At 33.2% G+C, this 16,026-nt stretch carries 15 protein-coding genes, 2 tRNA genes and 1 pseudogene; all 18 read right to left on the bottom strand.

Features of this window, described 5'->3' with window-relative positions:
• Nucleotides 1-2 precede the first annotated feature (2 nt).
• Nucleotides 3-76: transfer RNA gene (locus HMPREF3264_RS06065), tRNA-Gly, on the bottom strand.
• Between the two features lie 19 nt (nucleotides 77-95).
• Nucleotides 96-182 (bottom strand) — tRNA-Leu (locus HMPREF3264_RS06060).
• 464 nt (nucleotides 183-646) lie between these two features.
• The gene (locus HMPREF3264_RS06055; RefSeq protein WP_070872448.1) at nucleotides 647-1,105 is read right to left on the bottom strand and encodes a SprT family protein; all 459 of its coding nucleotides are present in this window, start codon (nucleotides 1,103-1,105) and stop codon (nucleotides 647-649) included.
• A complete protein-coding gene (locus HMPREF3264_RS06050; protein WP_070872446.1) occupies nucleotides 1,098-3,248 on the bottom strand; it encodes a Tex family protein in 2,151 nt (716 codons plus the stop codon). Before HMPREF3264_RS06050 ends, HMPREF3264_RS06055 begins: the two co-directional genes overlap by 8 nt.
• Before the next feature lie 160 nt (nucleotides 3,249-3,408).
• Complete coding sequence (sigB, locus tag HMPREF3264_RS06045) at nucleotides 3,409-4,179, bottom strand: RNA polymerase sigma factor SigB (protein ID WP_002445521.1); 771 nt, start codon at nucleotides 4,177-4,179, stop codon at nucleotides 3,409-3,411.
• Nucleotides 4,154-4,633: an anti-sigma B factor RsbW gene (gene rsbW, locus HMPREF3264_RS06040; protein WP_002445522.1), complete on the bottom strand. Its 480-nt coding sequence runs from the start codon at nucleotides 4,631-4,633 to the stop codon at nucleotides 4,154-4,156. Before rsbW ends, sigB begins: the two co-directional genes overlap by 26 nt.
• Before the next feature lies 1 nt (nucleotide 4,634).
• Nucleotides 4,635-4,961, bottom strand: coding sequence for an anti-sigma factor antagonist (locus HMPREF3264_RS06035; RefSeq protein WP_037541852.1), 327 nt, complete (start codon nucleotides 4,959-4,961; stop codon nucleotides 4,635-4,637).
• Nucleotides 4,962-5,062: 101 nt separating this feature from the next.
• On the bottom strand, nucleotides 5,063-6,064 hold the full coding sequence (locus HMPREF3264_RS06030) for a SpoIIE family protein phosphatase (protein ID WP_002445524.1): 1,002 nt from the start codon (nucleotides 6,062-6,064) through the stop codon (nucleotides 5,063-5,065).
• Nucleotides 6,065-6,434: 370 nt separating this feature from the next.
• Nucleotides 6,435-6,797: a type II toxin-antitoxin system PemK/MazF family toxin gene (locus tag HMPREF3264_RS06025; RefSeq protein ID WP_002445525.1), complete on the bottom strand. Its 363-nt coding sequence runs from the start codon at nucleotides 6,795-6,797 to the stop codon at nucleotides 6,435-6,437.
• Nucleotides 6,794-6,964 (bottom strand): type II toxin-antitoxin system antitoxin MazE, encoded by a 171-nt coding sequence (gene mazE / locus HMPREF3264_RS06020; protein WP_037541853.1) that lies wholly within the window; start codon nucleotides 6,962-6,964, stop codon nucleotides 6,794-6,796. Before mazE ends, HMPREF3264_RS06025 begins: the two co-directional genes overlap by 4 nt.
• 87 nt (nucleotides 6,965-7,051) lie before the next feature.
• Nucleotides 7,052-8,200 carry an alanine racemase gene (alr, locus tag HMPREF3264_RS06015; RefSeq protein WP_070872444.1) on the bottom strand — a complete coding sequence of 383 codons (1,149 nt, stop codon included), beginning with the start codon at nucleotides 8,198-8,200 and terminating at the stop codon, nucleotides 7,052-7,054.
• A 77-nt stretch (nucleotides 8,201-8,277) separates the two neighbouring features.
• On the bottom strand, nucleotides 8,278-8,634 hold the full coding sequence (gene acpS / locus HMPREF3264_RS06010) for a holo-ACP synthase (protein ID WP_070872442.1): 357 nt from the start codon (nucleotides 8,632-8,634) through the stop codon (nucleotides 8,278-8,280).
• Between the two features lie 14 nt (nucleotides 8,635-8,648).
• Nucleotides 8,649-9,191, bottom strand: a complete 543-nt coding sequence (locus tag HMPREF3264_RS06005) for a PH domain-containing protein (RefSeq protein WP_070872440.1) — start codon at nucleotides 9,189-9,191, stop codon at nucleotides 8,649-8,651.
• Nucleotides 9,178-10,677, bottom strand: coding sequence for a PH domain-containing protein (locus HMPREF3264_RS06000; RefSeq protein WP_070872438.1), 1,500 nt, complete (start codon nucleotides 10,675-10,677; stop codon nucleotides 9,178-9,180). Before HMPREF3264_RS06000 ends, HMPREF3264_RS06005 begins: the two co-directional genes overlap by 14 nt.
• Entirely contained in the window at nucleotides 10,670-11,149 is a 480-nt protein-coding gene (locus tag HMPREF3264_RS05995) for a PH domain-containing protein (protein WP_070872436.1), read from the bottom strand. The genes HMPREF3264_RS06000 and HMPREF3264_RS05995 overlap by 8 nt, the downstream gene beginning before the upstream one ends.
• A 121-nt stretch (nucleotides 11,150-11,270) precedes the next feature.
• On the bottom strand, nucleotides 11,271-12,800 hold the full coding sequence (locus HMPREF3264_RS05990) for a degradosome RNA helicase CshA (RefSeq protein ID WP_070872434.1): 1,530 nt from the start codon (nucleotides 12,798-12,800) through the stop codon (nucleotides 11,271-11,273).
• A gap of 311 nt (nucleotides 12,801-13,111) precedes the next feature.
• Nucleotides 13,112-14,467, bottom strand: a complete 1,356-nt coding sequence (gene murF / locus HMPREF3264_RS05985; RefSeq protein ID WP_070872432.1) for a UDP-N-acetylmuramoyl-tripeptide--D-alanyl-D-alanine ligase — start codon at nucleotides 14,465-14,467, stop codon at nucleotides 13,112-13,114.
• A 15-nt stretch (nucleotides 14,468-14,482) separates the two neighbouring features.
• A pseudogene (locus tag HMPREF3264_RS05980) lies at nucleotides 14,483-15,567 on the bottom strand (D-alanine--D-alanine ligase).
• Nucleotides 15,568-16,026 lie beyond the last annotated feature (459 nt).

The raw sequence follows: 16,026 nt of genomic DNA, 5'->3' as shown, positions 1-16,026 counted from the left end.
AATGGAGCGGGTGATGGGAATCGAACCCACAACATCAGCTTGGAAGGCTGAGGTTTTGCCATTAAACTACACCCGCATGTAGAATTATATGATATTGGTGCGGCCGAGAGGACTTGAACCTCCACGGGATTAACTCCCACTAGGCCCTCAACCTAGCGCGTCTGCCATTCCGCCACGACCGCTGGCAAAACGCATAATTAAACTTTTAATTATCGAGAACAATAAATATTTTAAATCTTTCATTACATTTTGTCAACAATAATTTAACTTAAGATTAATAATGTTAATTAGCTTTTAAAACTTGTTTCTCTTGTTAAGACAACGATATCTATAATATATCACACAACATTATATGTCAATATATTTGAGCAAAAATTTTCATCTTATTGAAACATCAAAATTCCATATTATTTTTCATAAAAAAATGAAGCAGAGACTAAAATAATTATCCCTGCTTCACTTAACATATTGGCAATGTACGTCTAAATTGAAAACGTGCTTATATCAATTTTGTTTCTATCCGAGACTTCCCTACCGGCAGCGCTCCAACTAAAAAATTTCTGCAAATCATGCACGTTGGGTATAAGACAACGAAAATAATTTTCCTAAATGACATTTCTGTCTCACTCCAAAACGCTCTTCAACATTAATGCTTATATACTTCTACTAAATTAAGTTTGCCTCCACAATGACCACATCTCATTTTATGGGTGTTCACTCTTCTAATACGTAAATAATTCTCCAAACAATTCACACATTGATACTTGTAATTAGCACGACTTTGGTACGTTTCAGTAGGTATGCAAAACCTAAGTGCACCTACCTTACTGCTTAAAACTTTGAAATCTCGATCACGATGCTGATAACCTCTACCTGCAAGATGAAGAAAATAGTGACACAGTTCATGTTTAATGATATCTATAATTGCCTGTTCTCCAAAATTTTCTAACTGCTTAGGGTTAATCTCTATATGATGAGACCGCAATAAATACCTACCACCAGTAGTTCTAAGTCTATGATTAAAGTATGCTTTATGTTTAAATTCTACTCCAAAATAATCAATAGCTAATTGTTCGGTTAAGCGTTGTAATTCAATATTATTCATTTGGGTCAATCATTGTTAGCGATACTTTTCCTTTATTTTCATCAATATCAAGAATCCAAACGTCTACAATATCGCCAACACTTACAATCTCCATAGGATTCTTAACAAACTTCTTAGATAATTTAGAAACGTGAACTAACCCATCTTGTTTCACACCTATATCGATAAATGCGCCAAAGTCAACAACATTTCTCACTGTACCATTCAACTTCATACCTTGATGTAAATCTTCAATAGATAGTACATCAGATTTCAGAATTGGTGTTTCAAATTCATCTCTAGGGTCTCTGTTTGGTGCAATTAAGGATTGAATAATATCCTCTAATGTTGGTTCTCCTACATTTAATTTAGTTGCAAGTTCTTTCACATTAACGTTAGTTAAAGTAGATTTGAGATGCGTTGTACCAATGTCTTTAGCCCCTAGTCCTAATTGTTCTAACACTTCATACGTCACTTTATAACTTTCAGGGTGAATTGCCGTGTTATCTAGTGGTTCTTCACCATCGACGATACGTAAAAATCCGATACTTTGTTCAAATGTTTTGGCACCCAATCTTTTAATTTTGCTAATTTCTTTATTGTGTTTAATTGGGCCATTTTCTTCTCTGTAATCAATAATGTTTTGTGCAATTGTAGAAGATAATCCTGATACATATTGAAGTAAAGATTTAGAAGCAGTATTAACATCCACTCCGACCTGGTTTACAGCAGTCTCTACAACGAATGTTAATGCATTACTTAATTCTTTTTGGTTTACATCGTGTTGATATTGACCAACACCGATTGATTTAGGATCTATTTTAACCAATTCACTTAGTGGGTCTTGAACTCTTCTGCCTATTGAAACTGCACTTCTTTCTTCTACTTGAAAATCAGGAAACTCCTGTCTAGCAATTTCTGAAGCTGAGTAAACTGATGCTCCTGCTTCATTAACTATGATAAATTGTGCGCCTAAGCTATACTTTTTAATTACATTTGCAACAAATTGTTCTGTTTCTCGACTCGCTGTTCCATTTCCTATAGCTAATAATTCAATTTGATAATCTTTAATCATATTGACTAATTCTTTTTCAGCAGCTTCAGTCTTAGATTTAGGCGGGTGTGGATAGATAACGCTCTTCGCAATAAATGTTCCAAATGGATTAATCACTGCAAGTTTACAACCTGTTCTAAAGGCTGGATCTACACCAAGAATTTGTTTACCTTTCATAGGTGGTTGTAATAATAAGTTTCTAAGATTCTCACTAAAGACATCAATTGCATGTGTTTCAGCTTTCTGAGTTAAATCACCACGTATTTCTCTTTCTATTGAAGGCATAATTAAACGTTTAAGACTATCTTTTATAGCCGCTTCAATGTATATCGCACCTTCATTGTTCGCTTTAATAACTTGTCTTTCAATATCTTTTTGAATTCTTGTTGTATCGAATTCTATTTTAACGGATAATACTTTTTCCTTTTCACCACGATTCATAGCTAAAATTCTATGATTAGCTACACGTTTCACAGGTTCTGAATAATCATAATACATAGCGAAGATTTCTTTTTCATCTTCAGCATTTTTCTTTTTAGAAGTAGTAATTTGTCCTTGATGATACACATCTTTTAATATTCTAGAACGATATTTAGGGTTATCTGAAATATGTTCAGCGATAATATCTTGAGCGCCTTCCAGTGCTTCTTCAATATTAGATATTTCTTCATTGAGAAATTCTTCTGCTTTGTCTTCAATTTTTTTATCTAATTTTCCTTGAATTAACCACTGTGCTAAAGGTTCAAGTCCTTTTCTTTTAGCTTCAGTTGCACGCGTTTTCTTTTTCTGTTTGTATGGTCGATATAAATCTTCAACTCTTTGCAATTTCGTTTGTTTAAGGATGTCGCTCTTAAGTTCGTCCGTGAGCATTCCTTGTTGTTCAATACTATGTATAACTTCTTCTTTTCTCTTTTGAAGATTCTCCATGTAACGATATTCATCGTCAATTTGTTTAATTTCAACTTCATCTAGGCCGCCAGTAGCTTCTTTACGATATCTTGCGATAAATGGAACAGTATTATTATCTTCTAATAGTTCAAGCACTGATTTTATTTGTTTTTCTGAAAAATTATATTTCTCTACAATTGTTTGAATTAAATTTTTGTCCATTCTTCTACCACGCTTTTCTATAAAATTACTTCCCTATTTTAACATAGTTCTATAAATACATTCTCGATTTACGTTAACAAACTATGCCCACTTTTAATCACCAAAATGATGACAAACAAAAAGAAGCTCATGATTGTTATCAATGAACTTCTTTAAATATTTATTGTTTAGCTGCTTCTTGCAACTTTTTAATTGCAGTACGTTGCAAGCGGGATACATGCATTTGACTAAGTCCAATTCTTTCACCAGTTTCTTTCTGACTTAATCCCTCTATAAATGTACATTGTATAATTTGTCTTTCTCTATCAGATAAAATAGGCAAAATGCGTTCTAAAATCATGCGTTTTTCAGTTAAATCATAATTGTCATCTTGTTGCCCCATAATATCTAATAGCGTTACTGTTGATCCATCCTTATCCGCTTCAATAGAATGATCCACACTTAGCGCATTATAACTTTGTCCCATCTCCATTGCTTCTAAAACTTCTTCGTCTGTGACTTCAAGACGTTCCGCTATTTCATTGATAGATGGTGAACGTTCAAGTTCATTTGTTAGTTCATCGCTTACCTTTTTAATTCTAGGACCAATCTCTTTAATGCGTCTAGGTACGTGGACACTCCATGTTTTATCTCGTAAATACCTTTTTATTTCACCAATCACGGTTGGCACTAGAAATGCTTCAAATTTTCGATCAAATGACAAATCAAATCTATTGATGGCACCTATTAATCCAACCATACCCACTTGAACTAAATCTTCATGATGTGATTGCCCTTTCGAATATTTATATGCTAAAGATTCTATTAGTTTGCGATAATGCGTTACTAATTTATCTTGAGCTTGGCTATTTTCATTTTCTTGGTGTTCTTTAATCCATTGGTTAATTTGTTCAGGTGATACATCATTAGCTGATTTCGACTCTTTCGCCATTATTTCGCACCTGCTCTTTTTTAATATACTTAATCATACTGATTGTCACACCAGATTCTTTATAAACAGTTACTTCGTCCATTAATGACTCAATAAGGAATAATCCCAATCCGCCTTCTCTTAAGAAATCAATGTTCTCGTTATCATCATATGGACCTAGTTTAGATTTAGTTGTTTCATAATCAAAACTTTCCCCTTGATCGGAAATAACTATTTTTATTTTATCATCAAATATCTCAAAACATAAATTTATCATACCGGTTTCAGGATTTTCTTTATAAGCATGTTTAACAGCGTTCGTTACAGCTTCACTTACAGCGATTTTAGAATCTTCAATATCGTCATAAGAGGCACCCGCTCTTGAAAATACGCCAGATAATGTTAAACGTATTAAACTTACGTATTCTGCAGAGGCTGGTAACCGCATTTCGATATAATCTTGTCTTGATTGCATGTTACTCTACCTCCGTTCCTTCATTAACATGCATTAAATCTTTCAAACCGGTAATATCAAATAATCTATTAATTCGATCTGAAACACCTAAGATATATAAATCTTTATCATTTTGGTTTAATGCTTTTAAAGTTCCTACAAATAAACCTAATCCAGTAGAATCCATGTAACTCACGTTAGCTAAATTAACGTGAATATCATGTGTTCCTTCTTGTCTCATTGGCACTAAAACCTCTTCTAATTCTGGTACTGTATAAACATCTAATTCTCCACCAACTTTAACTTCATAATAGTCATCATGAGTTATAGTTTCTATATTAAGATTCATTTGATACACTCCTAGTCTTTTCATATCTAGTTCATTTTTTACATTCCTGTTCAAAATTATGTATACCCTTAGACATTAAACTTTAATCTAATTTAGTCAATTTAATTTACTCTTTTTATAATTAAAATTGTCATATCGTCTTTTCTACTAGGGTTTTGAACTTTTAAAATTGATTCATAAATAATTTGAACGATATCTTGAGGATGCATGTGTTTATTTTTTCGAATTAAATTTAACAACTTATCTTTATCAATAAATTCTCCTGTATTATCACGTGCTTCCGTTACACCATCAGTAAAAATAATAATCAAATCTTCTAAGTAAATAGGAATTTCTTGTTGGTTATAACGTGTCTTCTGACTGACACCAAGGACACGTCCTCTTACGTCAATTTCCTCAAATTCCTCTGTTTCAGCACGGTAAACATAACCAGGTTCATGACCGGCTGAACTACAATAAAGAAGATGGTTCATCTCTTCATATAATCCATAAAACATCGTTACAAACATATTTTGGTTAACGTTTTTTTCGACAACACGATTTAATCGTTTCAAACCATCGCTCGGCAACTGTGAATGACCATATGAATCCATGCCGAATTTGATCATACTCATGGCTAAGGCTGCAGGAATCCCTTTACCAATGACATCAGCCACTGCAAAGCTCATCGTACCGTCTTTATGATCGATTAAGTTGAAATAGTCGCCGCTTACTTTTTGTGCAGCAACAGAAATCACACCTATTTGAATACTATCGAATTGAGGTATATCTGTCTTTAACATCGTTTGTTGAAGTCGAGAGGCCAAATCTATTTCCTTATCGTGGACTTGCATTTTATTTACTAACCTTTGATAATCTCTATAACTATAACCAAAACCTTTAACAACCTCTTGAAGAACATCTAATGTCCCCAAAATTTCTTCCTCATTTAATTCTAATTGGCTAATATAAGATTGATGAATTTCCACAATATCTTCTGGCAATACATCCTTTTTAATTACTTCATCCGTAAATGCTTCGCACTTTTTTATAAGTTGAGCCCGATTATCAGTAGTTAAACTTTCTTTTACAAGCGCTTTATAACTTTTTTTAAATTCTTCCACGACACGTGCCTCCTTACTTCCATTTCACATTCCATTCGTTTACTATCTATCGTTTTTGGAATTTTATTTATTTTTTAAAATGAACAGCAAATCACTGATAAACCTCAATTCTTAACTAGCTAAAAAAGACTTTAGGAGTGGAATACCTAAAGCCGAAAAAACTCAAGACATTCTTTTATAATAAATGCAATTACTTAATAACTATAATTATATGCTATTAAACTAATGAGAGGTAGCACTAGTATAGATTTGCAAAAATCTTAATGAAAGCAATCGGTCTAAAGTTACCTGTTTGATTAAGAGTTATAATTATTATAAAGTTATTGTCTTCTAATTCATTATTTTATTTATGTTTACTACATATAAAACATTATGATTTTGGATGATCAAAGTTATGTAAGCCTAGACTAATGTCTAGGGCGTTGTCGACCTCTTTCATCTTACTTTCAGATAAATAGGTCAATTTTTCTTTTAATCGTTTTTTATCAAGTGTTCTAATTTGTTCAAGTAGGATAACGGAATCTTTATCTAACTTGTACTTTTTCTTTTCAATTTCTACATGGGTTGGTATTTTCGCTTTATTAATCCTACCTGTAATAGCAGCCACAATGACTGTAGGACTATATTTATTACCAGTATCGTTTTGAATAATAACGACAGGTCTTACTCCCCCTTGTTCAGACCCTTGCACTGGTGATAAATCCGCTAAATAAACATCTCCTCTTCTAATCATTCATTCTTTGAGTTAGAAGTAAGATATGTTTCATTACAATCGCAAGCTTCACACTCAATCGGGAAAGCTTCCGTCGCTAGGGAGAGGTTTAGATCAGCCATTTGTGCATAACCTTCTTTTAAGGATTGTTCAAGACTGTGACTTCTATTTTGATTAAAAGATAACATGTGAAGAACCTCCATCTGATTCCAAAAAGTTGTTATTTAACCTTTAATTTAACTTAATAATAACAAATTTTAAGTACAGTGACTATACTATTTTAATAATTCATTAGTAACCTCATATTCATCACTGTGATGGTAAATTCTAGGTAAACGTCTGGAGATGTTGCACAATACTTCATAATTGATCGTTTGTTGCTTTTCAGCTAAAGCTTCAGCAGATTGTAGCGAATCAATATGGTTGTCCATCAATATGACTTTGTCCCCTACCTTCACATCTTCAGGAACTCTTAAAATAGTTTGATCCATACATACGCGACCAACTACTTCACATTGGTGACCATTCACATTAACATAAGCTCCTTGCATTGCTCTTAAATAGCCATCAGCATAGCCAATTGGCAGAATTGCAATTCTCATTTCTTCTGTTGCTTTAAATGTTCGACCATAACTTACCGTTTCACCAGCTTTGAGGGTCTTGACTTGTACGATTTCAGATACAAGTTGTGCACTCGGACGCAAGTGTACTTTGACATGATCTTTAACGTATTGTGAAGGATAGTATCCATATAAAGATATACCTAATCGTATGGCATTGCAGAATTGTCCATCCATTAATAACGATGCGGCAGAATTTTGTGTATGAATGTAGGTCGGTTTTTCAACTTGATTTACGACGGTTTTGAAGAATTCAAATTGTTCATTCATTGAATCTCCTGGTTCATCTGCGCTCGCAAAATGCGTATAAACACCTTCGAAAACAAGGTGTTCTCTTTTATCTATCAGGTCCACAACTTCACGATATTCTTCGACATCTTTCATACCCAAGCGACCCATACCTGTATCTAGTTTTGCATGTAACCATAACTTTTTCTCGTTATCTTCAGGAATATTTTTAATCGCTTCTTTCAACCACGCCTTAGATGGAACAGTAAGCGCAACGCGATGTTGTATCGCTTTACTTATATCTTCAGTTCGAATGACGCCTAATATTAAAATTTTAGCTTTAATACCGTGCATTCGTAATTCTATTGCTTCATCTAATGTTGCCACTGCAAAAAATGAGGCACCGTGTTCCATTAGATGTTGCGCGATTCTTACACTACCTAAACCATAACTATTTGCCTTGATCACAGAAATTACAGTTTTATTGTGATGTAATTGATCAAAAATTTGATAATTTGCTAATATCGCATCTAAATTAACATTTAAATAGGTTGGTCTATAGAACTTTTCTGTCATATGATTGCCCTCCTTGAAACGACATACTTATTACTTCATTAATATATTTTTATTTAACTTTTAAGAGTTCAGCATATTTATTCTTCTTTTTCTAATATGACTTGGCTCATGGCATAATGATCTGTGTGAGTGATGCTCACATGCACTTTAAAGCCTGGATAATCAATACATGGTTGACCTAATCGATTGTTGTAACAGTTAATATCTTGAAAAGTTACAGATTGGCCTAATCCTGTACCTAACGCTTTACTAAATGCTTCTTTTACAGCAAAACGACCTGCTAAAAATTCTATTTTACGCTTCTCATGAGTAAACTTCTCAAATTTAGCTTTTTCATCTTGAGTCAGAACTCGATCAATGACTTTACTTTGTTTGTGAAGCACTTTTTCAATACGTTCGATTTCTATTAAATCTATACCTATTCCATATATCATTCCGCTTCGCCTCTTTATTCATTTTCATCTATAGATTTAGCCATACCGTTTACCTTTTCTTCATTATCTATTGAAGTGGATAAATGAGCATCGCTTTCTTTACATTGCTTAATGAGTGTTTTTAATTTTTGAGCTTCATCTCTATCAATGAGTTCAATTTCAGAATTTCCGCCAGCTGTTGATAATGTCAATGTCGCGAGTTGATATTTTCTCATAATGAATCCTTCATTTATATCGATATTTTGGATTCGGAAGTATGGAATAATGTTGGTATCAATAAAAATGACGCCTCTTCTTACATGTACTTCGTCTTCGCCTATGAAATATCTGAAGTTTTTATACCTATAAAGAGGCATAATAAGTAAAAACATCAATAAGAAAAAGATAATAATAACTAGTGCGCCTATAATAACTGAAACGTTACCTACCCAATGTAGTTTAAACATATTTAAGCCAATGAATATTAATAACACAACAGCAATGACAAGTGCCCATATTGAAGCACTTATCCTCATCACTTTTAATCCTTTTTCATTCATATATTTATATGCTTTCATGAGTATCACCTCTCATGTACCATTTCTTCAGTTGATTCACGTTAGATACATCATTAAATTTTAGTCCAATATATTGATTTAAGTCACCTTTAGCTATAATAAACTCAAAATTTGCTAGATGGCTTCTTTCTAATAGTGGATGCTGTTTAATCTCTAAACCAATTACTTTATTAAGTTTAAAGTAATATCTTTTAATATTGAGTAATGATGCTTTTTGTATCACAAATTCATCATTTTCCAAATTATAGCCACCGAAACGAACGTATAGTATTGCTGCAATGACAAATAAAATAATTAGTACTGCCATAATGACGAAAGACCATGCTGACCAGAAATACCATCCAACTATTCCAGCTATAACTAGGATTATAGTCGGTATAAGAAAATGACGGTGAAATCCTCTCATAGGCATGCCAGCATGCGCAGTGTTAAATTGCATCTCGGGCACTAATGACCGAATGATCTCATACGCTTGAGAACGCTTAATAAAAGGAAGAATCATGATGCGTCCATTATCATCACTCGGTTCACCAGAAGTGGCATCAATATCACTTGTGATATAAAAATGAATGGATGTGTAACCAAACAACTTCCTAATATAAGATTGATGTTCTAGTACACCTTGAAGGCGATCAGTAGGTACAGTTATATTCTTTTTTGTAAATAAACCATATTGAATTTTTAGTTGATGGCCTTGTTGTGTGACCTTGTATCCATAATATTTAATGAATGCCAGACATGTTCCAATAATATAACTGGCTATTAATACGAAAACTACAATGGCAGTCACTAAGAGATATATCGTTTTAAAAATGTATGATAGTTCATCTCCTAGCTTTTCCCACGGAATAATACTCGAGAAGCTCCCTACAATCGGCGAAATTGTAAATAGTGCAATCCCAATTGCACCACTCGTCATAGCCATCAATAATAATTGTTTGAATGGCATTTTAAATATAGATTGAGAAGGTAGATTTTGAGGCGTTGTTTCATTATCACCTGCATTATTTTCACTCGCCACTTCTTGTTGAGTATCATTCATTTGTTGTTGTAATGTCTTAATTTCTTTCTCTACCATTTCACTTTGTTTTTTAGAAATGGTACTTAATTCGATACCATCACTAGGCGTTTTAATGATGAGTTCAACTCCACCCACAACTTGGTTGACTAAACTTTGAGTGGTATCAGCAGATTGAATTCTACTTATGTTGAGCTCTTTACGTTCTTTATTAAATACACCTGTCGTTAGTATGAAGTGATTATTTTCAATCCAGTAACGCGTATTATAAACTTTAATAATATTGTGTATGAATGATACTAAAAATATTAAAGTCATTACGCCAGGCCAAATATAAGAACCAAAGTCATCAAATTTAAAATTTCTTATGTTAAATAAAAAGAGGATAATCACAATAAAGTTCTGTTTAATTACATCTATTAATCCGGTTACGTACGAGATTGGATGCAATCTTTGAGGATTATACATTGTCATTGACACCTCTCAATCGATCTAATGCCTGTTGTTGAATCATTTGCGCTTCTTGTTCTGAAATCATTGGTAATGTAATTTCATGTCCAGCAGTTACTAATTCAATTGAATTGATTTTGAATTTTTTAGCTAAAGGATTTGTTCCAATAGTAATAAATTGTAATCTTTCGATTTTACTAAGTTCTTCTCTTTTAAAGAAAAATGCTTCTTTTAAAATAATTGAATTTCCTTCAAATTTATAAAAATGATACTTGTATCTAATAAAAGGTGAAAATATAAAATGAATGATAGCAATCGCAGCTATCATTATGAGTATGTATAAAATAAAATCCCACCAATGAAAAGTAGACCAACAATAATAAAGAATGCTTAATATAACTAATATGATAATTAAAGTTATAAAACTAGTTATATAATAGTACTTTAAAGCATTTTTAGGGCTTCGATGAAATGTACTATCCAGATTCATATTATAGCTCCTTTGTCTGATTTACTCATATTATAGCATAGAGCATGAAAGGTCTAAATAAAGCAATAATAATACAAAAACCAGCTAAGATTGTTACCTTAACTGGTTAGAATGAAATCATTTATTTTTGATGATCTGCAAATGTGCGACCTCTCATTGATTGGTTAGAACCTTTACTTTGTTTGTCTCGGCGATCAAATTTTTTAGTATTTTTCTTTTTATTTGAGTTGCCTTTTGGCCCTTTTGAACGTCTATTTTTATTATCAAATTTGCCATTACCACGTTTGTTATTACCTCTTCTTGAGCCGCCTTTATGATTACGACCTTTACGGGCAAGTGGTTTTTCGAATGTTAATTGAACTTCTACTTCATCATTTGCTTCTACAAGTTCTTGTAGTAAAGAAGCTACTAATTCAACGCTATCATATTCTTCTAGTAATTCACTTGCTATACGTTGAAGGCGCGCTTCATTATCTTTAGACATCCAATTTTGAACTTTTTCTTTAATATCATCTTCACGTGCTTTAAGCACTTCTTTACGATGTGGTGGTCTTAACGCATTCATACGGCGACCATTCACGTCTTCGATTTGGCGAATATAATCCATTTCAATAGGATTGACAAACGTAACTGCAATACCTTCTTTACCTGCACGGCCTGTACGACCAATACGGTGTGTATAGCTTTCAGTATCTTGTGGAATATCAAAGTTATAAACGTGACTTACCCCAGAAATATCTAGACCTCTCGCTGCTACGTCAGTTGCTACTAAAATATCGATTTGGTCATTTTTGAATTTCTTCAAGACTTCTAAACGTTTAGCTTGTGTGATATCTCCGTGAAGTCCTTCTGCTTTATATCCTTTAGATAATAAAGCACTTGTTAATTCATCTACACGACGTTTTGTACGACCGAATACAATTGCTAATTCTGGTTGGTGAACATCTAGGAAATTAGTAAATGTATCAAATTTCTCTAATTCTTTAACAATGGTATAAAACTCTTCAATTTGTGGATCTGACATTTCATTATTCATCGTTTTGATGATTTTAGGCGTCTTCATAAATTGTTGAACTAATTCTTGAATTGCTTTAGGCATTGTTGCTGAAAATAGCATTGTTTGACGTTGATCAGCAGGAATTTTATCCATAATAAATCTCATATCATCGATGAATCCCATATTCATCATTTCATCTGCTTCGTCTAAAATTAACGTATGAATATCATGCGTTTTTAAAGTACGACGGTTGAGATGGTCAATGACACGGCCTGGCGTACCTACGACAATTTGTGGCCCTCTTTTTAACGCTTTAATTTGGCGATCGATTGGCATACCACCAAATACTGTAACGACTTGTACGCGTTGTCCTTTACTGAACTCTCTTAATTGTTCAGCCACTTGCATTGCAAGTTCTCTTGTAGGCGCTAAGATAAGAGATTGTACGCCTTCTTCGCCGACTACTTTCTCAATTAAAGGAATACCAAATGCCCCTGTTTTCCCCGTACCTGTTTGGGCTTGGCCAAGGATGTCGTCTCCTTTTAACGCATAAGGGATACTGTCTTTTTGGATAGGTGTAGGTTCTTTGAATCCCATAGATTCCAGTGTTTGAACCGTTTTATCCGAAATCCCTAATTCTTTAAAATTTTGCAAAATAATTCTCCTTTTTAAGTGTTTATTTCTTAATATACTTTTTTGCATATATGTTCACTTATGTTTTATCAACTTCTATATAGTACCACCTTAAAAATATTATAGCAATAAAGCAGTAACTTACTTTTATCCTTTTACTTTAATTTTTTAAAATTATTCTACCCGGAAAATATAGCACATGATATGATGTAAGCGTTTCATTTTACTGGATGAATTTTTTCACGAAAAAAGCATACACATGATAAAATCTTCTATACATTACTTAGCCGATTTTATATTAATCATGTGCATGCTTAGTTTACTCTCAATAATTAAATAAGTGCCTCAACAACTTCTTCGAGTTTCATTCCTCGTGAACCTTTAACTAAAATTTTATCATTTTCTTTCACAATAACTTTTAATTCTTTAATCAATTCAGATTTATCATCAAAGTGTTTAGCTGTTTCAACATAGCTTTGACCTGTATTGAAAATATATTCTGCTTCCGTACCATAAGTGAACAAAATATCAATAGACTTACCATCTAAATAAGTGCCTACCTCTTCGTGCATCTGTTGACTATTTGTACCTAATTCTAAGACGTCAGCTAAAATAAGTATCTTGCGGCCTTCCATACTACTTAGTGTGTCAATAGCTGCCTTCATACTTGTAGGACTGGCATTGTAAGCATCATTAATCACTGTGACATTATCATCAGTTTGGTGGCGTTCCATACGCATCCCTGTCAATTGAACATGACGAATGTTTTCTTTAATTGTTGCGTAAGGTAATCCCAATTCATGCCCTACTGCAATGGCAATCGCAGCGTTCTTCATATTGTGTATACCTAAAATAGGTAAAACATAACTTTCGTCATTATTAATTGTAAATCCAATGCCTTCAGTTTCAACATCATCAACATGACATACAAGCGAATTTGCATCTCCTAAACCGACGCTAATGAGCTTCGCTTGCTGAATCTGTTTGACATGTGGCGTTAATAATGGCTCGTCGCCATCATAAATAAATGTTCCATTATCTTTTAAACCGATTGTTATTTCAGATTTAGCTTTAGCAATGCCTTCTCTGGAACCTAAATCTTGCATGTGTGATTCACCGATATTCGTAATGACTGCAATATCTGGTTCAGCAATCGTTGATAACAATTCAATTTCGTGGAAACCGGACATACCCATCTCTAGAATAGAAATTTCTGTATCTTCATCCAAATCTAATATTGTTAAAGGCATGCCAATTTCATTATTATAATTGCCTTGTGTCTTCTTAACTTTAAATTCTGTAGTTAACACACTTTCAATCATATCTTTCGTCGTCGTTTTACCGTTTGACCCTGTGACTGCTATCACTTTAGGATTGACATGTTTAAGATATGCCTTAGCCAAGTCTTGCAATGCTTGAAGTGTATCTTCGACCCAAATGATTGGGCCTTCAACATCTTCGCTTAACTCAGTTCCCTTTTCTGAAAATGAAGCACCCGCACCGTCCTTTAGCGCTTGGGCAATAAAACGATGGCCATCTACATTCTCACCTTTAAACGGAATAAATAGCATATCCTTTTCAATAGCGCGAGAATCAATCGTGACACCTTTAATTGAACGAGTTAAATATTGTTCATCAATTTCGCAAGATATCCAATTTTGTATTTGTTGTAATGTAACATTAATCATATTAATATTCCTTTATTAATCAATTTTGTATTTATTTTTCTTTTTATCTGCATGACGTTCTTTAGCTAAATCGATAAGTTTTGCGATAAGGTCTGGGTAGGATAATCCCATATTTTCCCAAAGACTTGGATACATACTAAATGATGTAAATCCTGGCATTGCATTCGTTTCATTAATATAGATTTGATTGTCCTCTGTAACGAAGAAATCTGCACGTACGAGTCCTGAACAATCAGTAGCTTTAAATGCTTCAAGCGCCATATTGCGTAGCGTCATTTGAACATCTTGATCTAACTCTGCTGGAATTTGTAATCGAACCTTACCATCTTTATATTTCGATTTATAGTCATAGAATGCAACATCTTTAACGACTTCCCCAGGCCATGTTGTTTCTGGATAATCGTTACCTAGTACAGCAACTTCAATTTCTCTTGCTTCAATTCCTTGTTCAATGACAAGTTTACGGTCGAATTGAAATGCTTCTTCAATACCTGATTTTAGTTCTTTTTCATTATTACATTTGCTGATACCGACACTAGAACCTAGATTCGCTGGTTTAACAAAAACTGGATAAGTTAATTTGTCATTTACAAGTTTAATGATGTTATTTTCATATTTTTCATATTCACTTCTTAGGAAACTAATATATGGCAATTGTGGTAATCCTCTATGTTCAAATAACTGTTTCATTACTAATTTATCCATAGAACTTGAAGCGGCTAATACACCATTTCCAACATATGGAATGTCTAATACTTCAAATAATCCTTGAATCGTACCATCTTCACCGTTAGGACCATGTAATAATGGGAATACTGCATCATATGAACGACCTGTGCTGCCTTTACTTAATAGTTGTGAGATTTCTCCCGCTTCTACGTCATTTAATACGAGTTCATCCGTGTTCTTAATTTCTTCAGTGATGTTTCTTTTTTCTTCCATTCACCTTCATTAGTAATATAAATAATATCGATTTGATATTGATCTTTATTGATTGCATTTAATACATTTTGTGCAGTTAAAATAGACACATCATGCTCAGCACTTTTTCCTCCAAAAACGATACAAATATTCTCTTTTGTCATTTCGTTTTCCTCCATTACAATTACCTGGCTTGAATACCATTTATCTGTTTAATAATTGTTGTTTTTTATTTCTTATGTATCACTCAATGTACATAACGATCTCTGAAACTTAATATTATCATATTTCTAAAATTAATTGCATTTGATAATCCACCCATAAATTTAATTTTTAATGACTTCTTTACATCATAAATACTTTTCAAGTAGTAAATCCTATCGACAAAAAATAAAATAAACGAAGCAGAGTGTTAGAAAGTCTTTTCTATCGAATATTCACACTTGCATAACTGAGTATTGATAGCGACACGCCTGCAGGAATAGCATGCGTCTTGAGACTACAGGCTCAAGCCATGCCCGCGGCAAGGGAGCTAAAGCAATACGAAGTATTGTAATATCAGTCGTTTCTTTAAAAAGGCCATCTACAGTCTGAATTTCTTTTCAAGTAGTTGCAATACTTCTTAAAAATGACCATTG

This window comes from Staphylococcus sp. HMSC62A08, assembly GCF_001839105.1.
GTDB lineage: Bacteria > Bacillota > Bacilli > Staphylococcales > Staphylococcaceae > Staphylococcus > Staphylococcus caprae.
This window is presented reverse-complemented; position numbering and strand designations above follow the sequence as displayed.